Here is a 23,373-nt window from a genome sequence, read left to right as displayed (position 1 = left end):
AAAATAATAAGGAAATTGAGATGGCTGAGTTTGCTCAGACAACGATCAATAAAATGAATCAGTTTTATAGCCGTTGGGCGCCGCGTGTACCCAGCGAAGTGACACCGCGTAATGTGTTGATCTTTTGCGTCGTTGCGTTGTTGTGTTTAGGTTCGATCATGGTCGCATCTGCGTCGATGCCTTATGCTGAACGCCTTCATGAGAATTCATTTCACTATGTCCTTCGTCACGGGATTTCAATCGCGGTGGCTGGTGTTTTGGCCTATGCGGTATACCGAGTTCCACTCAATGTTTGGTTCAACAACACCTTTCCGCTGTGGATTTTGACCATCTTACTGCTGGCCGCCGTATTGGTTGTCGGTACGGAGGTCAATGGTTCGACCCGCTGGATTCGTGTTGCGGGCTTTACGTTACAGGCTTCTGAGGTCGCCAAAGTGATGATGGCGATTTTCACAGCGGACTATGTGGTACGCCGTGCCGAAGAAGTAAGAAATAACATCAAAGGTTTGATCCGTCTCGGTATTATTATGCTGTTGACGGTGGGTTTGATTATTGCGGAGCCCGACTTGGGTGCAACCGTGGTGATTAGTTTGATGATGCTCGGTATCTTCTTCCTTGCTGGCGCGCCGTTGATTCAGTTTGGTATGGCTTTTGGTGCAATTTTTGCGGCCTTTGTCTTTTTGATTGTGTTTGAGCCTTACCGTTTTGAACGTCTAATGTCTTTCTCAAACCCTTGGGAAGATCCGCTAGGCACTGGTTACCAGCTTTCCAATGCCTTGATGGCCTTTGGGCGTGGTGAATGGTTTGGTGTAGGACTTGGCCACAGTGTACAGAAAATGGCCTACTTGCCTGAAGCGCATACCGACTTCATGTTGGCCATTTTAGGCGAAGAGTTTGGCTTTTTCGGGATCACTACGGTCTTAATTCTGTCCTTTACCATGTTGCTGTGCTGTATCAAAGTCGGTCATCGTGCCTTGAAAAATCAGTACTTGCGTGCGGGTTATTTGGCTTATGGGGTATCGATTATTTTCTTACTGCAAATTTTGGTAAACGCAGGTATGAATATGGGGATGCTGCCAACCAAAGGTTTGACGCTACCTTTCATTAGTTATGGCGGTTCATCACTGATTATGTGCGCAGTGATGATCAGTTTGATTTTGAAAATTGATGCAACAACACAAAGTGCCAATCCAACCAAAGAAGAATCCAGCTTCTAAGCGGGTTCTTCTTTCATCACGCTTTCCGCAGACGAAACGTATTTTCGTTATGCGGATAGCGTTTGAGTCCTTCCTAAATTGTGTTTCTCATCAGCGTATTTATCCATCATTCTTTCATGATGAATGTGACTGTAATAATCTAATTTTTTGAATTTGCTTCAATTGAAAAGTTGCGCGCTATACCTAGCATTGAGTTTCTGCTGTAATGGTTTTGCTATAAATAGATACCACGCAGGGTGGTACGGTGCGGAATCAGTGAAACATCCCATTGTGCAATGGCTTGTTGCAACATTCGTTCAGGGTGGCCTAGCTCGACAATTGGCTGATTTAGAGCATGTATCGCTTGAGCGAGTAGTGCAGGTGCTTGGTTAAGATCCAGTGCCTGTGCCATGTTTTGTTTAGACAACTTTTGCCCTTGATCATTCATGGCCAAAGGCAGGTGCATATAGCTAAGGCGCGGGTAATTTAGGAGCTGACCTAAATAAATTTGGCGCTCGGTATTATCCAATAGATCTGCACCACGAACCACATGGGTGATGCCTTGTAGGTAGTCATCTACCACTACCGCTAATTGATAGTTGATAATGCCATCGCGGCGTTTCAGTACAAAGTCACCGAGCTCATGTGCCAGTTGTGAGCAGTGTCTGCCTTGCAGAGCATCATCAAAACAAATCTCGACATCTTCCACTTTGACGCGAATGGCTTGTTGCTCAAAAGGCAGAGCAAGGTCACGGCAGGTGCCTGCATAAATGTGGTTAGAACCGAGCATTTTGCGGGTGCACTGACAAGCATAGACCAGTTTGAGTTGATGCAGTTGTTGAATCACGTCTTCATATAGGTCGAGACGATCTTTTTGGAAAATGATCTCCGCATCGGGCTGAAAGCCGAAAGCCTCGATACAATGCAAGATATGGCTTTCACTGCCGGGGTAAATACGCGGGATATCGGTATCTTCAATACGAACCAACCATGTGCCTTGATGTGCTTTAGCTTCGCAATAACTGGCAACGGCTGTGATGAGTGAACCAAAATGCAAAGGGCCGGTTGGCGATGGCGCAAACCGACCCACATAAGCCATCCTGTTGTCCCCCTCCTTATGTAAAGGAGGGGTTGGGGGAGGATTATTGAATAACATGATTAACCGTTATTTTGCTTCTCTTTGATTTCTGCCAGTGTTTTGCAGTCAATACATAAAGTCGCAGTTGGACGAGCCTCTAAACGGCGCAGACCAATTTCGATACCACAGGTTTCACAGAAACCATAGTCATCGTTTTTAATCGCTTCAATTGATTGTTCGATTTTGCGGATGAGTTTACGTTCACGGTCACGTGTACGTAGTTCAATTGCAAACTCTTCTTCTTGTGTCGCGCGGTCATTCACATCAGGCAAAGCGGTGTTTTCGTCTTGCATGGTGTTGAGTGTGCGGTCAACTTCTGACATCAACTCTGCTTTCCATGCCAACAAAATTTGGCGGAAGTGCTCAAGCTGACCTTCAGACATGTATTCTTCATTTTTTTTCGGCTGATAAGGTTCAATACCAAATAAGCTTGCAGTAGAACCACCGTCAGTCGCTTTAGGCTTAGTTTTGCGCACACGTTTTGTAGATTTTTCATCTACAACATCAGTTTGTTCGTCTAAGACAGTATTTTGGTTGTCATTCGCCATTTAGGGCAATCCTCATCATATACGTATCTTTAATACGCAAAAAATATGGTGATATGCAAGTGTTTTTATCCACCCTCGAGGAGATTCACCCTCGGGGGTCGTCATCATATAGACTTTTTAAGTATTTTGATAGTCTTTGATGTTTGGATTAAATTGATCACTTTTTCGTAAGAGCAACTAAGGTAATTGAAAACGATAAAAATGAAAAGTTAATAACCTGAAATTTCAACATTTATTTTTTGCTGTGCGTGTAAGACACGTTCTATGTGGGTTTCATGGCTGCCGTCTGCGTTTAATTGTAAAATACGATAACCCGGTGCTTGCTCATCTAAGGTAAAATGATCACTTAAAGGCTTAAATTGGACACTGGTAGATGGCGTCGAGTAAAACTGAATACCATGCCATTCACGCCATGATTCTTGATGGACATGTCCCGACAGCACAATTTTGACATTGTGGTATTTCGCAAGAACCGCAGTGAGGTCTTGGGTGTTCTTGAGTTTATGTTGATCAATCCATTTTGACTGCATTTCAAAAGGATGATGATGACAGGCAATCACAATGTGTTGCTGGGCAAATTCTTGTAGGATCTGTTCCAGTTGGTTCAATTGTGCTTCATCGACCCAGCCATCGATTTTACCTTTGACAGCACTATTGAGTAAAACTACGCTCCAAGGGCCAAAGTGAATCACATGAACTTTGTTTTGCTGCTGATGAAAAGGGAAGTGTTCGGCATTGTCATGATTGCCCGGAACCTGATAAAACGGCGTCTTTAAACTCTGCATAAAGTCTAAATAGCGTTGATAGGTTCGAGGCACAGGTACTTGTGCCAAGTCGCCCGTATGGACGAAGGCATCAATTTGTGGATGACGTTCCACAATGTGTTGCATCACATGATGAAAGCTTTGCTCTGGATTCATACGTACAAACTCCAGATGATCTTGATCCATCAAGTGCGTATCTGAAATTTGGATAATGGTCCAATTTTTCTCATTATTTAAAGTCATGCCTGACCCCTTAGACATTCCTTGTCGTTTTAATCTGTTGTTGTAGCCATTGCAAGGCCATTATGACAGGCGCATTTCTGAGCCGACCATTGGAAAGTAATGTATCGATCTGCGCATAATCAATCAGGTGTAATAAAATATTTTCACCTTCATCGGGCATACCAAATACACCACCTTGTTCGGGTAAATCGGCCGCAGCACTATACAGATGAAACAGTTCCGCACAGGCACCTGCAGAAGGGTAAAAGCTAAACAGATGCTGTAAGTGTTCAATCTGACAGCCTGATTCTTCTAATGCTTCACGGCGAATACAGCTTTCTGGTGATTCATCACCATCGAGTACTCCCGCAATAATCTCCAATTGCCAAGCTGAATCTTGATCATCCATAGCACCAATACGAAATTGTTCAATCAAGGCAAATTTTTTTTGTGCATCATCATAAATCAAGACACCCGCAGCTTCAGGACGCTGAATGAGCTCACGTGAAATCACAGCGGTGTACTCAGTTTGATTAAACAGGCGATGACGTAAATTTACTTTTTCTACTTGAACAAAACCCTGAAAAACAAAGGCCCTGTCTACAATTTGGACATCTTCACTGTGATATGTAGCTTGCTTAATTATGTTCATAAAGCGCAATCAGGATGAAATTTATCATTTCATCCTAACTGAGAATCGCATGATTACAAAAGGTTTTTTATCAACTTACACTTTTTGGTACAAGTTTTGTCCGGTTGCATGGAATTGTTTTTTCATGCTATCGAGACCGTTTTCAACCTCTTCTTGCTGAATTTTATTCAGTGTAGCGTTTTGCTGATTTTGTGCATAATCACGCACGTTTTGGGTGATTTTCATCGAGCAAAACTTGGGACCACACATTGAACAGAAGTGCGCAGATTTGTGCGCTTCCTTCGGCATGGTTTCATCATGCATGTTACGCGCCGTGTCTGGATCAAGGCTGAGATTAAACTGATCTTCCCAGCGGAATTCAAAACGTGCTTTAGATAGGGCATTATCACGGACTTGCGCACCCGGATGACCTTTGGCCAAATCTGCTGCATGTGCTGCAATTTTATAGGTGATGATGCCATCTTTGACGTCTTTCTTGTTCGGCAGGCCCAAGTGTTCTTTAGGGGTGACATAACACAGCATGGCAGTCCCATACCAACCAATCATCGCCGCACCAATCGCAGAAGTAATATGGTCATAACCTGGGGCAATATCGGTGGTCAATGGCCCTAAAGTGTAGAAGGGCGCTTCTTGGCAGACTTCAAGTTGTAGATCCATATTTTCTTTGATCATATGCATTGGGACATGCCCTGGACCTTCAATCATCACTTGCACATCATGTTTCCATGCACGATGGGTCAACTCACCTAAAGTGCGTAATTCAGAGAACTGTGCTTCGTCATTGGCATCTTGGATACACCCCGGACGTAGGCCATCGCCGAGGCTGAATGACACATCATAGGCTTTCATGATTTCGCAGATTTCATCGAAATGCGTATAGAGGAAGTTCTCTTGATGATGAGCCAAACACCACTGCGCCATGATCGAACCGCCACGAGACACGATACCAGTGAGACGATTCGCCGTCATTGGAACATAACGTAATAAGACACCCGCATGAATGGTGAAATAGTCTACGCCTTGCTCAGCTTGTTCGATCAGCGTGTCTTTGAAGATTTCCCATGTCAAGTCTTCCGCCACCCCATCGACTTTTTCTAAAGCTTGATAGATCGGTACAGTACCAATCGGAACAGGTGAGTTACGGATAATCCACTCACGGGTTTCATGGATGTTCTTCCCTGTGGAAAGGTCCATGATGGTGTCTGCACCCCAACGAGTTGCCCACGTCATTTTTGCGACTTCTTCATCGATTGAAGAGCCGAGAGCCGAGTTACCAATATTGGCATTGATTTTTACCAAGAAGTTTCGGCCAATGATCATGGGTTCGATTTCAGGGTGGTTAATATTGGCAGGAATGATGGCACGCCCTTCAGCCACTTCTTTACGTACAAACTCAGGCGTGATTTCCATCAAGTTATGCGCACCAAAGTTTTGCCCCGCGTGCTGACGTGCATCGACTCCTTCACGTTGACGCTGATTTTCACGAATAGCGATGTATTCCATTTCAGGAGTAATGATGCCTTGTTTGGCATAATGCATCTGCGTGACATTGTGGCCTGCTTTGGCACGACGTGGTTTTTGAATATGGGCAAAGCGGATATTAGCGGTACGAATATCCCGTAAACGCTCTTGGCCAAAGCTTGAACTGAGGCTGTCTAACATTTCGGTATCGTTGCGCTCTTCAATCCAGCTTTCACGGACATTCGGTAGACCTTTGTTCAGATCAATACTGACATTGGTATCGGTATACACGCCCGAGGTGTCATACACCATTACTGGTGGATTGTACTCACCGCCTAAGCCTGTTGGGGTTTCAGTCAGTTCAATCTCACGCATGGGGACTTGAATGTCTGGGCGAGAACCTTGGATATAGACTTTTTTAGAGGCAGGCAAGATACGGGTCAGATCTTTGGCATCTTGTTCATGTTGTGCTGAAATTTCAGCGGAAAGATTCGTTAACTGGTTCATTGCAATGATCCTTATGAATGACATCAACGAATCAAGCACGACCAAAAACGATAGCAATTGAAGCTATTTCTGTGTGTTGTTAATTTGATGATACAAATGCAACGGATGTATTTCTACTGGAAATAGTTCAATGAAAGGCGTTCAGTTTTTAGATGGCTTGATTCCTACGCAGGTCTTAACCTGATCAGGTTCAACGGTACTCAGCTTCAAAACTTTATTGAAAAGTCTTAGCTGATCTCAGCGAGCAATTACTCGCGCTCCGTCAAGCGATGCATCATCTTAACATGCAATGTTGTTAAAAACAGCGACCTTTTTATTCAAAGTGTGAAAGGATATATGTTCAACGTTCTAAGCAAATGGCATCGCTTAAGCAGTCTTTGCCTTGATCGGGTTGGACCATGCGCAATTGGATAAAATGCGCTAATTGTCTTTGTAAGAGTTGATCTGCACCTAGGCGCTGCGCATGAGCGGAAGCAGGCAAGATGATTTGCGCTGCTCTTTGTTCAGGGCTGAGCGCCACGAACTTTAAAAATAAACGCGCTTGATCCGTCACTATTGAATTTTTTAATGCGGCAAGGCGCTCAATTTCTTCCAAATAATTGCTTTGTACGGTATAGCCATCGTAAACGCGTTGAGTATCCAGTCCGATAAACAAGAGGGTGCAGTATAGATTTAATAGATGACGTGCATCTTGGTGGTAGCTACTTTTCGGATATTGCTGTAAATAGCTTTCCCAATACAACGCACGATCCGCAATTTCTTTGGCATCAATTTTGACCTGACTCCCAATCACGGCAGGGTATTGATTTTGTGTCGCCAGATGTTCAATAAACTCTTGCTCTGCGACGGGTAGATAAGGCGCAAAAATTTTGGCTAAATATTCAGGGCTACGGCGGTAATGCACTTGTCCTTCGCCTGCATCAAACAACTCGACATAAGACTGTCCTTGGTGTTTGATGAGGTATTGGTCGCGAATGGTGAGTTGCTCAAAAAGACTTTGTTGAATGGTCGGATGTTGCGCCATTTCTAGAGCATAACTTTCAAAAGCGCGCTGCTGTTGCGGCGTACGTTCGACCGATAAAAAGTCATGGTACATTTTATTGGATAAACCCAATAAATGCTTTTGTTGTGGAAAACCGAGTAAAGGCAAACACAGCTTAAGATCTTGATTGATTTGCTCTAAAGCAAAAGTCGTACGCTGCGCACCTATTTCTGACATGTTTTTGTCAATTTTTTGGCACAAGTCGGTTAAGTCTAAGGTTTGAGTTGAAGACGCTTCAATTTGTGCGGGCTCTTGAAAGCTGACAGGTTCAGGTTTTTGACAGGCAGCCAACAGCGCGCACATGAAAATCAGTACGTAAGGTTTAAGCGAAAATAAAGAAGAATGATTCACAGCGACTCGATCAAAAACTCAGTTCAGCGACTACACAGTAGAGAAACTCCTTTTCTCCGTACCTCATTTTATAGGGGGGATGGAATTTTTAATGTGTAGTATTGTGAATGATTTTGTTGAACCGGCTGTGACACTATTCAATATTTACTTCATAATGAACAAATTATTGGGTGCTATTGTAACCAGTGCAATAAAAAATATACGAAAATAATGACAACTCGTTTTAGTATATCGTTGCTCAGAACGAGGCCAGTGAGGTGAAAAGGTGGACCAAAAAAAATGAAGATTAAATGTGTCCTAGCCAGCTGTGTTTTGTTTTTCGCGCCGTGGAGTCATGCCTTGGATTTGGTCGACGCTTTACAACGCGCCAAAGTCAATGATCCCAACTGGCAAGCCAATTTACTCCAATATGAAGCAGATCAACTCAATTTAGGCATTGCTCAAGGCAACTTACTACCTACCATTAGTCTGTCTGGCAATGTGACTCGAAAAAATCAACCCATTGGGCAAGTGAGTTCGGTTCTTTCCATGCCCGATGCGACCACCACCAAACAAGTGGCGATTACGGCGCGCCAACCCCTTTTTCGTTGGGATGCGTGGGAAGGATTGAAACAAGTCAAGACCTCCCTCAGTTTAAGTGAAGTCAATTTACAGCTACAGCGACAGCAACACATTTTAGACGTGACGGAAGCCTATTTTAATGTACTGCGCCAACAAAGTTTAACCGCAGCTAATTTACAAGAAGAACAAGCCTTACTTGAACAACTGAATATGATGAATGCCAAACTCAGAGAAGGTTTAGTGGCAAAAAGTGATGTGAGTGAAGCCAATGCACAGTACCAAAGCGCACAGGCTAACCGCATTGCGACTCATGTACAACTGGTCTTGGCGCAGGAACAACTGGCGCAAATTATCGGGCCTTATCAAGAAAACTTGGCAGTACTGCGTGAAGACTTTCAGTTTCAAAAGCCTTATCCTGCAGAACTTTCGGCATGGACTAATTTAGCTCTCGCACAGAACCTAGGTATTCAGCAGGCACGTTTACAGCAGCGCTATGCTGAAGATCAAAAAAGGGTTGAACAAGCTGCGTTGTATCCGCAAATTGAAGCTGTGGGAAGCTATGGTTATAGTGAGCAGACGCCTGAGAATATTATGTCGGCCAAAGGCAACTTTGATCAGATTGGTATTGAGATGAATTGGAATGTCTATACGGGGGGACGAACCAAGAAGTCGATTCAAAAAGCTGCCGTCAACGTCAAAAAATCTGAAGCTGAATTGGATGCCGCCATCCGTAAAGCCAATACCGAGGTGAAAAAGTCTTATTTACAAGTGGAAACAGACCAAGCCAAGTTGCAAGCACGTAAAGCTGCCATGGAATCATCCAGCCTCGTCTCTCGTGCCTCACAAGCGCAGTATCAAGAGGGCTTAAAAACCATGGTCGATGTTTTACTGGCACAGCGCAATGCCTTTTCGGCCAAGCAAGATTATGTCAATGCTAAGTATGACTATCTGATCAATGTCTTGCATTTAAAGGCATCTGTGGGTAAGTTGACTGAACAAGATATTCAAGAAATGAATGCATGGTTGGTGGACAAAGCACGCTTATAAAAGGGTCTTGTCATCAAATCTTCACAATTGCTATGCTTTAATATCGCTCAATCTTTAGTCCCTCATGATGTTGCTGTGGAGTACGTCCTTTGCCAAATAGTCCTGTTTTAAACCATCACATTTCTTCGCAGTTCAATGAAGATTTGCAGGATGTGAACACCAAATTTATGACCATGGGTGGTTTGGTAGAGCAACAAGTGGCAAATGCAATTCATGCGCTACTCGACACCGATGCCAACTTAGCGGTCGATGTTCAGTTTAAAGATAATGCGGTGAATCAGCTCGAACGTGAAATTGATGAAGCCTTGACCTTGATTTTGGCGCGTCGTCATCCTGCTGCGATTGATTTGCGTATGGTAATTGCGATGTCGAAAGCCAATACCGACCTAGAGCGTATTGGTGATGAAGCGGCGAAAATTGCTCGTATTGCGCAAAGCTTATGTGAAGATGGCGAATCTCCTCGCGGTTATATGGAAACGCGTCATATTGGTAACCAAGTCCGTGTCATGATTCATGATGCCCTAGACGCTTTTGCACGCTTAGATGCAGAACAAGCGCTACGTGTGATGATGGCCGATGCTGATATTGACCGTGAATATCAATCTGCAACGCGTACTTTGATGACTTATATGATTGAAGACCCGCGTCATATTGCCCGTGTGATTAATGTGATGTGGGTATTGCGTTCATTAGAACGGATTGGCGATCATGCGCGTAATATCTCTGAGCAAGTGATTTACATGGTGAAAGGTTTAGATGTGCGTCATACCAGTTTTGAAGAAGTTGAAAAACATATCCAAAAATAAAAAGCATATCTTATTTTTGAAGCACAACTTCGGTTGTGCTTTTTAATGGTTTCTTCATTTTTGAATAAAAAAAATCTCAGACTTTGGGGGAAATCTGAGACTAAAATCGGGGATATTTATCGTTATAGATAAGAGGTTTCCCTCTATCCTTGAATGCAATTATAGGAAAGATGCTTTTCTGCGTCATGTAGGTTCTTGTAGTGTAATGTTGAGTTTTGCAATGGTTGTGTAGCGCTATGTTTACACTTAATTATTTAGATACAAATAGCTGCTTTATAACGTAACTGGGTCATCAATATGTCATCTATTTTGGGGGTCATCCCTGTGCTTGGATAGAACATTGTACGAATAAAAAGAAAAGCCCCGATGTTGGGGCTTTCAAATGTGCAACTACGTGCTTCGCTTACTTTAGATAATTTTCAGAGCAATACTCTATATTGGTCACGCCAAGCATAGCTTTTCCTCTTGCAGCGTGGCGGAGTAGTGCTCCGCTTTATCACGCCTCAGGCTTTAGGCCTTCAGCTTTTTCTAAGCTTTCATCATTGTTAAAGAACTTCTCACGTTGTTCTTCAAGAAACTTTTTCGCATCGGGTTCAAACACATTTAGGCGTTTTTCATTGATTAAAGTGGTTTGGTGCTTTAACCATTCTCCCCAAGCCTGCTTGGAGATGCTTTCAAAAAGTTCTTGGCCTTTTGCGCCAGGGAAAGGTGCGAAGTCTAAACCTTCCATTTTTGTTTGATATTTACGGCAAAAAACTTGTCGAGTCATATCTAGACGTCCTTATTGAGCATAAAGTTTTTCTAAACGCGCATGGGCACGTTCAATGGCAGCTTCGACTTGCGCAGGTGCAGTTCCACCAATGTGGTTACGTGCATTGACTGACGCTTCAAGGGTTAGTGCTTTTTCAAATACATCCGCTTGAATTAAGTCAGAGAACTGTTGAAGTTGTTCTAAAGTTAATTCAGAAAGATCTTTTGATTCTTGTACACCTAAAGCAACGGCTTTACCCACAATTTCATGTGCATCACGGAAAGCCACGCCATTTTTTACAAGGTAATCAGCCAAGTCAGTTGCCGTTGAGAAACCACGCAGCGCTGCTTCACGCATGATGTCAATGTTTGGAACCAACGCAGGAATCATGTCTGCAAAAGCCATGAGCGAGCCACGCACGGTATCAATCGCATCAAACAAAGGCTCTTTGTCTTCTTGGTTGTCTTTGTTATACGCTAACGGTTGACCTTTCATGAGTGTTAATAAGCTCATCAAATCGCCATAGACACGACCTGTTTTACCGCGTACTAACTCTGGAACATCTGGATTTTTCTTTTGTGGCATGATTGACGAGCCAGTGCAGAAACGGTCTGGAATGTTTACAAACTTAAACTGTGCAGACGTCCAAAGAATCAGTTCTTCTGACATACGTGATAAGTGCATCATGATCAGAGAAGCCGCAGCATTGAATTCAATACCGAAGTCGCGGTCAGATACTGCGTCGAGTGAGTTTTCAGAAACAGCTTCAAAACCCAGGAACTCTGCTGTAAATGCGCGGTCGATTGGGTAAGTAGTACCCGCAAGTGCTGCTGAACCCAAAGGCATGCGGTTAGTACGTTTACGGCAGTCAATGAGACGCTCAGAGTCACGCACTAACATTTCAAACCATGCCAACAGGTGGTGACCAAAAGTCACGGGCTGTGCCGTTTGTAAGTGGGTGAAGCCCGGCATAATGGTATGTGTGTTCTGAGCAGCAATACTCAAAATACCTTTTTGTAATTTTTTCAGTAATTCTAAAATGGCATCGATCTCATCGCGGACATAGAGGCGAATATCGGTTGCCACTTGGTCATTACGGCTACGACCTGTGTGGAGCTTTTTACCTGTGATGCCAATCCGTTGAGTCAAACGTGACTCAATGTTCATGTGCACATCTTCTAGGTCAATACGCCATTCGAACTGACCCGCTTCGATTTCAGCTTGAATGGTGTTTAAGCCATTGATGATGTCATCGCGTTCTTGTTCAGTCAGAACGCCAACTTTTGCAAGCATGGTCGCATGAGCAATAGAACCTGCAATATCTTGTTTATAAAAGCGTTGGTCAAATTGTACAGATGCTGTAAATTCAGCAACAAAGGCATCAGTAGCTTCAGAGAAACGACCGCCCCACATACCCGAAGTTTGGGCTTGTGACGGATTTGAGGAATTAGAAGATGTGGTCATGTCGGCTCAATAAGATAAAAAGCGGTAGAACTCGCATGAGTATAACAAATTCAAGACAACTTGCCGAAGTTCAAGATGCGCAAAGTTTAACTTCCAGTATGGCTAAGCCAAATATCTCTTATTTATTTAGCAAAATCGTGCAATGGCCACATTTGTTGGAATTATTTGTTGGGGGAAATTTGTTGGCCATGCTGTTGGCTTTGGCTGAGGCACAGTCTTGGTCAAACTTGGTGTTTGAGCATGTACTGGGCTATATGCTTTACATCAATTGGGTTTTACTGTCTTTTGCTGCGCTAATGCAATATGGACAAAAAAAGTTGCAAGATTTGAGTCTCGGTATGACTTTATTGTCAGGCTTTTTTCTATTACAGATCATTGTGTTGGTGACCACGCTCAGCCTTAATATACTGATCTTCTTTGGAGCTAATTTTAGTTTCAATGGTTTGACTTCAGCCATCTTATGGAATGATGTGGCTTTGCATTTGGGTTATGGCTTGTTGTTAGGCAGCTTTTGTTTTCGTTATTTGTACCTAAGAGAGCAATGGTTTAGGCAGCAAAACAGTGAGCTGAATGCACGGGTGCAGGCGATGCAAGCCCGTATCCACCCGCATTTTTTGTTTAATAGTTTAAACAATGTGATTAGCTTGATCGCGATTGATCCAGATAAAGCCGAACAGATGTTGCTCAATCTATCGCGTCTGTTTAGAGCCAGTTTCCAAGAGTTAAAACTGGTCAAGCTCAGTGATGAAATTGAGTTGTGTCAGCGTTATTTGGCGATTGAGCAAATTCGTTTGGGAGATCGTTTACAGGTTGAATGGAAAATCGAGCATGCCGAATTGTGTAAGCAGGTACAAATTCCACTCTTAACTTTACAACCTTTACTTGAAAATAGTATTTTTCATGGTGTTGAAAAATTTTTAACTAAGAGTACGATAAGTGTACTGATTGAAATATTGCAAAATCAAGTTAATATCGTTATAACCAACCCATTTACAAAGGAAACAATTCATAAACGACAAGGACATGGTATTGCTATTGAAAATGTGAAGCAGCGTCTAGAAGCATATTTTGGGCGAACTGTGAGCTTTCAAACCTATGCAGGGGAGGGAATGTATACCACTGTTGTGCAGTATCAATATAAATAAGCCGCAGTGAACCTATAAAAATAAACAAGGTGACTGTTGGGGAGGAGATAAATGGACATCCTAATTTGTGATGATGAGCCTTTAGCAATCGAACGTTTGTCTAGATTGGTGAGTCAGCTCGGACATCAAGTGGTGGCAACAGCCTCACATGGTCAACAAGCAATTGAATTAACTCAACAATATGAACCAGATGTGGTACTTTTAGATATTCAGATGCCAGAAATGGATGGATTGACCTGTGCGCATTATTTGCGCCAACTTGAACCGATGCCTGCTTTGGTGTTTTGTACAGCTTATGATGAACATGCACTTGATGCATTTAAGTCACATGCTGAAGGTTATTTATTAAAACCAGTGATGCAACAGGAATTGCAACAGGTGCTTGGTCATCTCACTAAATTAACCCAAGCTCAAATGAGCGAGATAAAACAAAAAGAAAATATGGATGAATTTAACGTAAAGCGACATCAAATCGCAGCGAAAACCTATCGTGGTGTGGAATTGGTTCCCATTGAAAATATTTACTATTTTTTGGCGGATCAAAAATATGTCACGGTACGCCACAAAAACGGCAGTGTCTTAATTGATGAAACCTTAAAAGACTTAGAGTATGAGTTTGGGGATGCCTTTATTCGTATCCACCGTAATGCCTTGGTTTCAGTTCACTTTTTAGAAGGGCTTGAAGTGGTCAACTCTGGGCAGTATCAAGTGCGTTGCCGTGAGTTAGATGAGCGTCTAGCGGTGAGTCGACGGCATTTACCGGGCTTGCGAGAGCGCTTACATAGGCTTTAGCATGCCAATTTAATGATTCTGCTGCTGATGAGACGGGACGCTTTAGGCTGAATACATTTCCAATGGGGGAAATTCAGTTTAAGATAGTTTCATTCTTATTGGCACATACTAAAATTTATGAAAACCCTGAAGATCGCTACTCGACAAAGCCCGCTTGCTCTTTGGCAAGCTGAACATATTCGTGCTCGTTTAGAAGCACTGCATGCGGGGCTCACAGTAGAATTGGTGACTTTTGTTACCCAAGGGGACAAAATTTTAGATACGCCATTGGCAAAAATTGGTGGAAAAGGTTTATTTGTCAAAGAGCTTGAAGCCGCTTTGTTGGATGGTCGTGCCGATTTGGCAGTGCATTCGATGAAAGATGTTCCAATGGCTTTGCCAGAGGGGTTATCGCTGGCCGTCATTTGTGAGCGTGAAGATCCTTTAGATGCCTTTGTGTCGAATAGTTATGCGAGTTTTGATGCATTGCCACAAGGAGCAAAGGTCGGCACCTCTAGTTTACGCCGTAAATGCCAAATTTTAAAACAACGACCCGACCTAGAGATTATCGATTTACGTGGCAACGTGGGAACGCGTTTATCTAAATTGGATGTAGGTCAGTACGATGCCATTATTTTGGCAAGTGCTGGATTAAAACGTTTGGGTTTGGCAGAGCGTATCCGTCATACCATTCGCCCAGAGTTGAGTTTACCTGCCGTGGGTCAGGGCGCTTTAGGGCTAGAGTGTCGTGCAAATGATCAAGCGGTATTGGATTTAATCCATCCTTTATTGCATGTAGAAACCGATACCTGTGTTCGCGCTGAACGTGCTTTCAATGCTTATCTTGAAGGTGGATGTCAGGTACCTATTGCAGGCTATGCCACTTTAGCAGACAACCGCATCCAGCTCGAAGGGCGTGTGGGGAGTGTCGATGGGCAAACGCTCCTCAAAGCACAAGTGACGGGTGATGCCGCTGAAGCCGAGCATTTGGGCGTTGTCCTTGCACAAGAGTTATTGGCTCAAGGTGCAGGTGATTTACTCAAAGCCTTTTATCACTAATATTTCTTAACGATGCTGTTTATTAATACGCGCCCTGTTGATCGCGCGGCAAGCCTCACGATGGCACTAGAGCAACAAGCTATTGAGGTCTATCCATTGCCGTTACTGGAGTTGTTGCCTAGAGCATGGGATCATGACCTGGCACGCTTGTATCAGCAGTTAGCGCACACCCAAGTGATTGTGGTGGTTAGCCCCAGTGCTGTGCAGTTTGGTATGGCACATTTGCTGCAAAGCGGTTTAATGGTGTCTGATTCACAGCATATTCAATGGATTGCAGTCGGACAAAAAACAGCGCAGGCGTTGGCTGAATATGGTTTGGACAGTGTAGTGCCTGAGGTGGAAACCTCTGAAGGGATGTTACAACTGCCTGTTTTGCAGAACATGGTCAGTGATGCGAGCATTGCATTTTGGCGAGGAGAAGGTGGGCGTCAGTTTATGATGGACACCTTAATGCAACACGGGCGTCTTATACTGAACTTTGTTTTGTATGAGCGTCGCTGTCCAAATGAAACGATGCAGCAACAGGCTAAATTGATTCAATGTTTATCAGAACATAATCACTACGTCGCACTGATCAGCAGTGAGGCCAGTTGGCTGAATTGGTTAGCTCTGCTGGACACAAATATTCAGCTCCTGCAAAAGGGACACTTTTTGGTGTTGGGTGAGCGTTTGGCTCAGATCTTGAAGCAGTATCAACAGCAAATGCATGTGTCGTTTAAAATGAGTGTACTGAAAGATTTAAAGACAGCCACGATTGTACAGTTGTTACAAAGTGAGCAAGGGAACGCATGAAGAAGATTCTTATCATTGTATTGATGGCTGCATTGGCGTGGATTGCGAAGCTAAGTTATGACGTGTGGGGACTGAGTACACAGCAAGCCACTTTGCTCAATGAAATGCACCAAATCGAACAGCGCAGCGCCAATTTGAACGATCAAGTCGTGGCTATGCAGCGTCAAAAAGAAACGTTGAAACAAAACCCAACAGCAGCGAATGCGACGATTAGCCAACCTGCCGAATTGGTGGTTGAAGGCATTGATCCAATTTTGTTTATTAAGCAACAGCTGGACTTGGTTGAGTTTGCCTTAAAGCAACAGCAGTATGTGGTGGCCACTGATAAGTTGGCTTTTTTAGATATGCAGCTGGAAAAATATAACTTGGCTGTGGCGTTGAAGCAAAGTTTGCATCAGGTCATAGCGCGAGATATGCAAACCATTCAGAAATTTGTGGCTGAGCGCAATGAGCAGCAAGCGCTGATTAACCGTCAGTTGCAACAAATTGATCAGGTCTTAAGTCGGGAAATACAACAACCTCAGTTAAACACCACACGCGATCCGTCCGAACCCTTTTGGAAGCAATGGTTGAGGCTCGAACCTGCGCAAGCACCTGCAACAGCATTAATGCAACGACAAATCGTGCTTAAAGAAGCTCAGTTACGTTTATTGTTGGCACGCCAAGCCTTAGCTGCAGGGCAATATACCGAATATCAAAAAGACTTAACCGAAGTGATGCTGTTGATCCAGCAACTTCCAGACCCTAAAGCCAAAGAGCTGCTGAAACAGCTGAATAAGCTGAAAACATTGGTGGTTGTCCCAACGCCTATTTTAAGTACACGTGCGTTGTTGGGGTAATGGAATGAAACAAATACTGATTGCTTATGGTTTGGTGAGTTTAATTGCAATTGCTGTGTTGAGTGTCTTGAGTTATGGGCATGGTGCGGGTTATGTCTATGTGTTTTGGCATGACTGGCAGTTACAAACCAATCTCTGGATCGTATTTATTGCGCTAGCACTGCTTAGTTTTAGCTTGCATTTGGTTTGGTTGGGGCTAAAACGCTATCTCAGTCGAGAAAAACGCAAAGCGGAAACTGTTTTTGATTTTAAAAGTTTGCATCCTTATGAACAACTGGCTGTGATTTGGTTGTTGGATGCAGGCCGAGATCAACAAGCCTTTATTCAAAATGCCTTCGCGCAGTCAGGCTTGCTCAAAAGTATTATCGATGCACGTTTATATTTGATGCAGGAGCAGTTCCCTGAAGCCTTAAGCGCCTTGAGCCAAAGCAATGCCATGGCCTTTGAGTTGGCTGAACTGCAACGTATTGAACTGTTTTTAGCACAAGAAGATGCAGAACAAGCTTTAACTCATCTTGAGTTTCTCAATCAACATGAACTGTCACCTTGGCTTAAAGACGTGCAAACCGCTTATGAAGCGTGTTTAAAAGAGCTATGGGGACGTTTTGCGATTCTGTTTCCATGGCTTTATTTACGCTCAACTCAATATGGTCATTTAGATCAAGATGTGAAAAAAGCATGGCTGAAGCGTTTGTTGATAAAATTTGATCAAGCCAATTATGAAAATTTAGAGGATTTAAAACAACGTTATTTGGATTTGTCTGATCAGATTTTCAGCCGCAGTTATGATGTTCAACTGCTGTGGCTTAAGTTATTAGCACGTATGCCAGACATGAGTGAACAGCACGAACACTTGTCGATTTATTTGCTCAATCAGCAGTTTAATTCGGAAGTATTTTATTTGTGGTTCCAGCAGCAACTTTTGAAACAGCAACCCGATTATGTGGATTTGCAGCAGCACATTGAAGCATGGGAAGCGAAGTATACGAGTGTGCCGGTTTTGAGTTTTGCCAAGTGGCATATTTATACTGCTTTAGGCATGCAAGAGCAGGCAGATGCGTTATTAAGTTTATATCCAGATAATGTATTAATGAACTATTTAAGAATCAAATCGACTTTAAATGGTGATGAAGATTTAATTAAACAGTTAAATTTAATTTTTGAAAATAATGCAAATTTTGTAGAAATGAAAATATAGGTGCATAATGCAGAGCGTTTTAGATTACCCATTGGTTTATACTCAACACGTGGCTTGGGGAGATATGGATGCCTTTGGTCATGTTAATAATGTAATGTATTATCGTTATGTTGAAAGTGCTCGTTTGGCTTATATTGAACATACGGGTATTTTATCTGCTGATGTGCTAACTGTTGTTGCATCAAATCAGTGCAAATATTTAAAACCAGTATTTTATCCAGACCAATTAAAAATTAGTGCACGTATTGAAGAACTCAGAAATAGTGCATTTCGTATGCACTATTTATTATGGAGTGAACAGCAACAAGCGTTAGTTGCGGAAGCGGAAGCGGTCATTGTTTGCGTCGATAAAACCAATATGCAGAAAACATTAATTCCTGAACTGGTGCGTCAAAAACTCAAAGAATTTGAGTTAACGGTCGGTCACCAAATATAAATATCTTTTTATTTATTTTAAAAGTCGCTAGACTATATAAATACTGTCTAAGTATTGTTGTTTAAGTCATGGATGAGTTGAGTCTTTGGTCTAATCAAAATATTATTAAATAGACTCAGTAAATAAAATGTTGGTTAATGGAGTTAATGTAATGCCAGATATTAGTAATTTATCCGTAGAAGAGTTAAAGCGTCTACAAATCGAAGCGGAAGCTTTAATTGCATCTAAAAAAGATCAAGCAATTGAAGATGCTTATACCCAAATTAACGCGATTGCGGAAAATGTAGGCTTAAGCATTGAACAAATTTTAGAGTTTGGCGCGACTAAGCGTAAAAAAGGCACACGTAAGTCGGTTGAACCGCGTTACCGTAACAAAGGCAATGCTGCTGAGACATGGACTGGCCGTGGTAAGCAACCACGTTGGTTAGTGGCTCAATTAGAAAAAGGTGCGAAGCTTGAAGATTTTCTAATCTAAGTCATCACCTTGTCACAGATGTGACATAAGCTCAAAAAACCAAGCATCATCTGCTTGGTTTTTTTTATAGTTAAAGTTTGGTGTTGTTGTAAAATTATGCATAATGTCTATCAAAGAAAGACAAGAAATGAAGCAAGGAAGAATAATTGAAAGTTCGTGGTGGGAGAATCACAAAACCTAAATACATCACGTGGTGGATGTTTGCAGTCGTTGCCTTTTTAATTTTTGTTTTGCTGCAAATTCCTGCGGCATGGCTCATTGCAAAATTTTATAAAAACAACCAAGTTTTACATAACGTCAGCGGTAATATTTGGCATGGACAGGCCGATTGGCAAACTGGAAAATTGCGTGGAACTGTGCTTTGGACCACCCGACCTTTAGATTTACTGCTTCTTCGTGCAGGGGCCAATCTCGAAATTTATAGTGCCAATACCAAGCTTGAAGGCGTTTTGGCCTATGGGTTTGGAAAAAAAATAATGGTGCGTGATTTAAACGGAAAAATTGCACCCGAAACGTTAAAGTCGTTGGCCAATTGGCAATGGCCAAGTAATGCGATTCAGTTACAAGAAATTGATTTTAATTATAAAAAAGAGCAAGGATTCGACCAAGTGGATGGGGGAATACAATGGGCAGGCGGCGAACTCATGTATATCTTTACGCAGCGCCCACAACAAATGCAGATTCCATCCTTAGCGGGTCGTTTGTCGCAGGAGCAAAATAAGCTGATGGTCGATTTACGCGATCAACGACAACAAAAACTGATGAACCTGACCATCGACCCAAGTCTGATGTTAGATGTGCAATTAACCCAACGTCTCATGTTGAATGTCCCGTCATATCAAGGCAAAGCAGGCCTAGATAGTTATGTGGTGAGTTCACGTCAGCCTTTGCTTAGTGGGGGCTTTTAATGGGTTTTGATCTGCAAAAATTACCAGAGCTGAATCTCAAACAATTTGAACGCGTAGCACCACTGTGCTTAATGCTTTTGATCTTGGCACTATGCTGGAAGTTGGCTGGCTTATTTTGGCTTTGGGTGGCGCCACCACAAGTTATGCAAATGCCACGTGTTGAATTGGGTTCACAGCAACCTCAAGTTCCGAATATTACCAATTTTGCGCTATTTGCAGAGCAAAGTAAGAATCCCGCAGATGATCAGCTCAATTTACAGCTACAAGGTGTGGTGGTTGGGCAACCCAGTCAGTTCTCATCTGCCGTGATTAAGGTAAATAATGTAGCAGAGCGCTATCGGGTGGGGGAAAACATCGAAGGCAGCGCTTATTATTTGTCAGAGGTGTATTGGGATCGCGCGATTCTCAAAAATAACAGTGGGCAAACCCGAGAATTGTTTTTTCAAGGGATTGATAATTTAGATCAGCAAATTGTGCCCCCAGCAACAGCACCCGTTGTAGCGCCTGCTGTGAGTCAAGAGCAGCAAGCATTAGGCCAAGCAGTACAGAACTTACAACAAGATCGTGAGCAATATTTAAAAGATTTGGGTGTAAATACCAATAACACAGGGCAAGGTTATCAAGTCACGGAGCAAACACCAGCTGCACTGCGAAGTCGTTTAGGCTTGCAGGCTGGGGATCAGATTATGTCTTTAAATGGTCAAACGATCGGACAGGGGCAAAACGACGCGCAGTTGTTAGAACGTGCGCGCCGTGAAGGACAAGTAAAAATAGAAGTGAAACGTGGTGATCGTATCATTACGGTACAACAGAATTTTCAGTGATCGAACATCACCAATATTAGTTAGGAATGACTTGGATTTATGGCTTTATTGAATCACCGCCCTGTTTGGGCACTGACAATCGCAGCGCCTTTGCTTGCCATGGTGAGTACAGCCAGCTATGCACAAACATGGAAAATTAATCTGCGCGATGCAGACTTAACTGCATTTATTAATGAAGTTGCCGATATTACGGGGAAAAACTTTGCAGTTGATCCACGGGTACGCGGCAATGTCACGGTGATTTCAAACAAAGCGTTGAATAAGCAAGAAGTCTACGACTTGTTCTTAGGGGTCTTGAATGTCAACGGTGTGGTCGCGATTCCTTCTGGACGGACCATTAAAATTGTGCCTGACAGTAATGTCAAAAGTTCTGGCATTCCCTATGATGTTCGTCACCGCGCCACAGGCGATCAGGTTGTGACGCGGGTGATTTGGCTGGAAAACACCAATGCCAATGACCTGATTCCTGCACTGCGTCCATTGATGCCGCAGTTTGCACATTTATCTGCGGTGAATGGCACCAATGCACTGATTGTGTCAGATCGTGCCAGTAACATTTATCAGCTTGAGACCATTATCCGTAATTTGGATGGGACGGGACAAAATGACATCGAAGCGGTGTTGTTGCAGTCGAGTCAGGCTGAAGAAATGATTGGATTACTAGAAAGTATGAGCGGAACAGGCTCGATCAAAGATTTAAAGGGTTCCAGAATACGAATCATTGCAGATAACCGGACCAATCGGATTATTCTAAAAGGAGATACCGCGACGCGTAAACGTATTCGCCAAATGATCGAGATGCTGGATGTGCCTGCTGCGGAGCGTTTGGGGGGCTTGAAAGTGTTCCGCTTAAAATATGCCAGCGCTAAAAGCTTATCCGAAATTTTACAAGGTTTGGTCTCAGGGCAGGCTGTTAATTCTAGCCAGTCTAACGACAGCAATAACAATAGCAATTCCAGCTATAACCAAAGTAATAGCGCGAGTGAAGGTTCATCTTCACAGATTTCCACCCCAAGTATTAACTTAAATAGCCAGTCCAATCGCAATCAGAACAACATCACCAGCTTTAACAGTAATGGGGTCAGTATTATTGCCGATAGTTCGCAAAATGCACTGGTGGTCAAAGCAGACCCTCAGTTGATGCGTGAAATCGAGTCGGCTATTCAGCAGTTGGATACCCGCCGTCAGCAAGTCCTGATTGAAGCGACTATTCTCGAGGTGGAAGGTAACGATGCCGACCAACTGGGCGTGCAATGGGCGATGGGTGATTTAAGTAGTGGTGTTGGGATTATTAATTTTGACAATATTGGTTCGAGTCTCAAAAGTATTGCTGCAAACTATTTAACGGGTGGCGGTGCGGGGGCTGCAAGTGCAATTGGCGCGGGTGGTTCGTTAATTCTTGGGGATTATAAAGAAGGCAGTGATGGCTCACGTCAGTTATATGGCGCGATGATCCAAGCGTTAAAAAGTAATACCAAGTCGAATTTGCTGTCTACACCATCGATTGTCACCATGGACAATGAAGAGGCCTATATTGTCGTGGGGGAAAATGTGCCCTTTGTAACAGGCTCAGTTTCTACCACTTCTTCAGGTACAGCTAACCCTTACACCACCATCGAGCGTAAAGATGTGGGGGTAACGCTTAAAGTGGTGCCGCATATTGGTGAAGGTGGAACCATCCGCTTAGAGATTGAACAAGAAGTCTCGGATGTCAAAGCCAATAAAGGTCAGGCGCAGGATTTGGTTACCAGTAAGCGTGCGATTAAAACCTCAGTCTTGGCTGAACATGGCAATACCATCGTTTTAGGCGGCTTGATTTCGGATAATACGTCTTATTCACGTCAATCGATTCCAGGTCTTGGTGCAATACCGGGATTGGGACGTTTGTTCCGCTCAGATGGTAAGTCAGATCAGAAACGCAATTTGCTGGTTTTCATTCATCCGACGATTGTGGGAGATGGGGAGTCTGCACGTCGTCTTTCTCAGCAGCGCTACAGTCAGCTTTATAGCTTGCAGTTGGCGATGGATAAAGATGGTAGCTTTGCCAAGTTGCCTGAAAATGTCGATGATGTCTTCCAACAGCGTTTGCCTGTGACACCAACCAAACCGACCTTGCCACAATCGTATCAACAGGTGCCAACCAGCCCAACCTCAACGCAGCCGATGGTTGAAACAACGCCTGTCGCCATTGAACCTGCGATTCGTAAACAGCCGGTTGCTAATGTTCCTAAAAATACCACCTCGCGTCAGCTATACCCAGCGGGTCATCCTCACATTGGCTTGAACCTAATGGAAAATGTTCAAGGTGCTCGTGTGGCACACATGGCACAGGTGGTATCGACAAGCTATTCCATCCCTGAGCGATATACTGAGAATGTCTCGATAGGTTCAGCCTAGCTGTCCTGCCATTCATCTA

The 23,373-nt window shown here is 43.3% G+C and carries 22 protein-coding genes and 1 riboswitch; of the genes, 14 read left to right on the top strand and 8 right to left on the bottom strand.

Features of this window, described 5'->3' with window-relative positions; translation table 11 throughout:
- Window positions 1-20: 20 nt before the first annotated feature.
- The gene (gene ftsW, locus AC4CU2_RS15850) at window positions 21-1,217 is read left to right on the top strand and encodes a putative lipid II flippase FtsW (RefSeq protein ID WP_004692818.1); all 1,197 of its coding nucleotides are present in this window, start codon (window positions 21-23) and stop codon (window positions 1,215-1,217) included.
- Between the two features lie 214 nt (window positions 1,218-1,431).
- Here ftsW and gluQRS read toward each other — a convergent pair whose 3' ends face one another.
- The 6 genes from gluQRS to AC4CU2_RS15820 all read right to left on the bottom strand — a co-directional run bounded on the left by gluQRS (window position 1,432) and on the right by AC4CU2_RS15820 (window position 7,881).
- Window positions 1,432-2,352 carry a tRNA glutamyl-Q(34) synthetase GluQRS gene (gene gluQRS, locus AC4CU2_RS15845; RefSeq protein ID WP_490769091.1) on the bottom strand — a complete coding sequence of 307 codons (921 nt, stop codon included), beginning with the start codon at window positions 2,350-2,352 and terminating at the stop codon, window positions 1,432-1,434.
- Window positions 2,353-2,354: 2 nt separating this feature from the next.
- Window positions 2,355-2,882, bottom strand: a complete 528-nt coding sequence (dksA, locus tag AC4CU2_RS15840; protein WP_004692816.1) for an RNA polymerase-binding protein DksA — start codon at window positions 2,880-2,882, stop codon at window positions 2,355-2,357.
- A gap of 209 nt (window positions 2,883-3,091) precedes the next feature.
- Window positions 3,092-3,889 carry a 3',5'-cyclic-AMP phosphodiesterase gene (gene cpdA / locus AC4CU2_RS15835; protein WP_490769090.1) on the bottom strand — a complete coding sequence of 266 codons (798 nt, stop codon included), beginning with the start codon at window positions 3,887-3,889 and terminating at the stop codon, window positions 3,092-3,094.
- A 10-nt stretch (window positions 3,890-3,899) separates the two neighbouring features.
- Window positions 3,900-4,520: an NUDIX domain-containing protein gene (locus tag AC4CU2_RS15830; protein ID WP_490769089.1), complete on the bottom strand. Its 621-nt coding sequence runs from the start codon at window positions 4,518-4,520 to the stop codon at window positions 3,900-3,902.
- 75 nt (window positions 4,521-4,595) lie between these two features.
- Window positions 4,596-6,488 carry a phosphomethylpyrimidine synthase ThiC gene (thiC, locus tag AC4CU2_RS15825; protein WP_490769088.1) on the bottom strand — a complete coding sequence of 631 codons (1,893 nt, stop codon included), beginning with the start codon at window positions 6,486-6,488 and terminating at the stop codon, window positions 4,596-4,598.
- A gap of 144 nt (window positions 6,489-6,632) precedes the next feature.
- Window positions 6,633-6,760: riboswitch (TPP riboswitch) on the bottom strand.
- A 68-nt stretch (window positions 6,761-6,828) separates the two neighbouring features.
- Window positions 6,829-7,881 carry a hypothetical protein gene (locus tag AC4CU2_RS15820; protein WP_490769087.1) on the bottom strand — a complete coding sequence of 351 codons (1,053 nt, stop codon included), beginning with the start codon at window positions 7,879-7,881 and terminating at the stop codon, window positions 6,829-6,831.
- A gap of 279 nt (window positions 7,882-8,160) precedes the next feature.
- On the opposite strand from AC4CU2_RS15820, the gene abuO reads away from it, so the two are divergent.
- Both abuO and phoU read left to right on the top strand, forming a co-directional pair.
- Window positions 8,161-9,489 (top strand): multidrug efflux outer membrane protein AbuO, encoded by a 1,329-nt coding sequence (gene abuO / locus AC4CU2_RS15815; protein ID WP_125280612.1) that lies wholly within the window; start codon window positions 8,161-8,163, stop codon window positions 9,487-9,489.
- Between the two features lie 89 nt (window positions 9,490-9,578).
- Entirely contained in the window at window positions 9,579-10,295 is a 717-nt protein-coding gene (gene phoU, locus AC4CU2_RS15810; RefSeq protein ID WP_004692799.1) for a phosphate signaling complex protein PhoU, read from the top strand.
- Between the two features lie 496 nt (window positions 10,296-10,791).
- Here phoU and AC4CU2_RS15805 read toward each other — a convergent pair whose 3' ends face one another.
- Both AC4CU2_RS15805 and argH read right to left on the bottom strand, forming a co-directional pair.
- Entirely contained in the window at window positions 10,792-11,064 is a 273-nt protein-coding gene (locus tag AC4CU2_RS15805; RefSeq protein WP_178928101.1) for an oxidative damage protection protein, read from the bottom strand.
- 12 nt (window positions 11,065-11,076) lie between these two features.
- On the bottom strand, window positions 11,077-12,510 hold the full coding sequence (argH, locus tag AC4CU2_RS15800) for an argininosuccinate lyase (RefSeq protein ID WP_178928100.1): 1,434 nt from the start codon (window positions 12,508-12,510) through the stop codon (window positions 11,077-11,079).
- Between argH and AC4CU2_RS15795 the strand changes: the two genes are divergently transcribed.
- The 11 genes from AC4CU2_RS15795 to gspD all read left to right on the top strand — a co-directional run bounded on the left by AC4CU2_RS15795 (window position 12,501) and on the right by gspD (window position 23,354).
- Complete coding sequence (locus AC4CU2_RS15795) at window positions 12,501-13,655, top strand: sensor histidine kinase (protein WP_490769086.1); 1,155 nt, start codon at window positions 12,501-12,503, stop codon at window positions 13,653-13,655. The two genes, argH and AC4CU2_RS15795, sit on opposite strands and share 10 nt — an antisense overlap.
- A gap of 51 nt (window positions 13,656-13,706) precedes the next feature.
- Window positions 13,707-14,447, top strand: coding sequence for a LytR/AlgR family response regulator transcription factor (locus AC4CU2_RS15790; RefSeq protein ID WP_490769085.1), 741 nt, complete (start codon window positions 13,707-13,709; stop codon window positions 14,445-14,447).
- A 117-nt stretch (window positions 14,448-14,564) separates the two neighbouring features.
- Window positions 14,565-15,485 (top strand): hydroxymethylbilane synthase, encoded by a 921-nt coding sequence (gene hemC, locus AC4CU2_RS15785; RefSeq protein ID WP_490769084.1) that lies wholly within the window; start codon window positions 14,565-14,567, stop codon window positions 15,483-15,485.
- A 12-nt stretch (window positions 15,486-15,497) separates the two neighbouring features.
- Entirely contained in the window at window positions 15,498-16,277 is a 780-nt protein-coding gene (locus AC4CU2_RS15780; RefSeq protein ID WP_490769083.1) for a uroporphyrinogen-III synthase, read from the top strand.
- Window positions 16,274-17,116, top strand: coding sequence for a hypothetical protein (locus AC4CU2_RS15775; RefSeq protein WP_004692789.1), 843 nt, complete (start codon window positions 16,274-16,276; stop codon window positions 17,114-17,116). Before AC4CU2_RS15780 ends, AC4CU2_RS15775 begins: the two co-directional genes overlap by 4 nt.
- A 4-nt stretch (window positions 17,117-17,120) precedes the next feature.
- A complete protein-coding gene (locus tag AC4CU2_RS15770; protein ID WP_490769082.1) occupies window positions 17,121-18,314 on the top strand; it encodes a heme biosynthesis protein HemY in 1,194 nt (397 codons plus the stop codon).
- Window positions 18,315-18,321: 7 nt separating this feature from the next.
- Window positions 18,322-18,750, top strand: a complete 429-nt coding sequence (locus AC4CU2_RS15765) for an acyl-CoA thioesterase (RefSeq protein WP_159153593.1) — start codon at window positions 18,322-18,324, stop codon at window positions 18,748-18,750.
- A gap of 151 nt (window positions 18,751-18,901) precedes the next feature.
- Window positions 18,902-19,225 (top strand): H-NS histone family protein, encoded by a 324-nt coding sequence (locus AC4CU2_RS15760; protein ID WP_004692786.1) that lies wholly within the window; start codon window positions 18,902-18,904, stop codon window positions 19,223-19,225.
- A 197-nt stretch (window positions 19,226-19,422) separates the two neighbouring features.
- Window positions 19,423-20,133, top strand: coding sequence for a type II secretion system protein N (gene gspN, locus AC4CU2_RS15755; RefSeq protein ID WP_017397056.1), 711 nt, complete (start codon window positions 19,423-19,425; stop codon window positions 20,131-20,133).
- Window positions 20,133-20,957: a type II secretion system protein N gene (locus AC4CU2_RS15750; protein ID WP_490769081.1), complete on the top strand. Its 825-nt coding sequence runs from the start codon at window positions 20,133-20,135 to the stop codon at window positions 20,955-20,957. Before gspN ends, AC4CU2_RS15750 begins: the two co-directional genes overlap by 1 nt.
- Window positions 20,958-20,996: 39 nt before the next feature.
- Window positions 20,997-23,354, top strand: a complete 2,358-nt coding sequence (gene gspD, locus AC4CU2_RS15745) for a type II secretion system secretin GspD (protein WP_490769080.1) — start codon at window positions 20,997-20,999, stop codon at window positions 23,352-23,354.
- Window positions 23,355-23,373 lie beyond the last annotated feature (19 nt).

This window comes from Acinetobacter sp. 797_lipA (assembly GCF_058243025.1).
The sequence above is the reverse complement of the archived record's forward strand: the minus strand, read 5'-3'. Positions and strand labels throughout refer to the sequence as shown.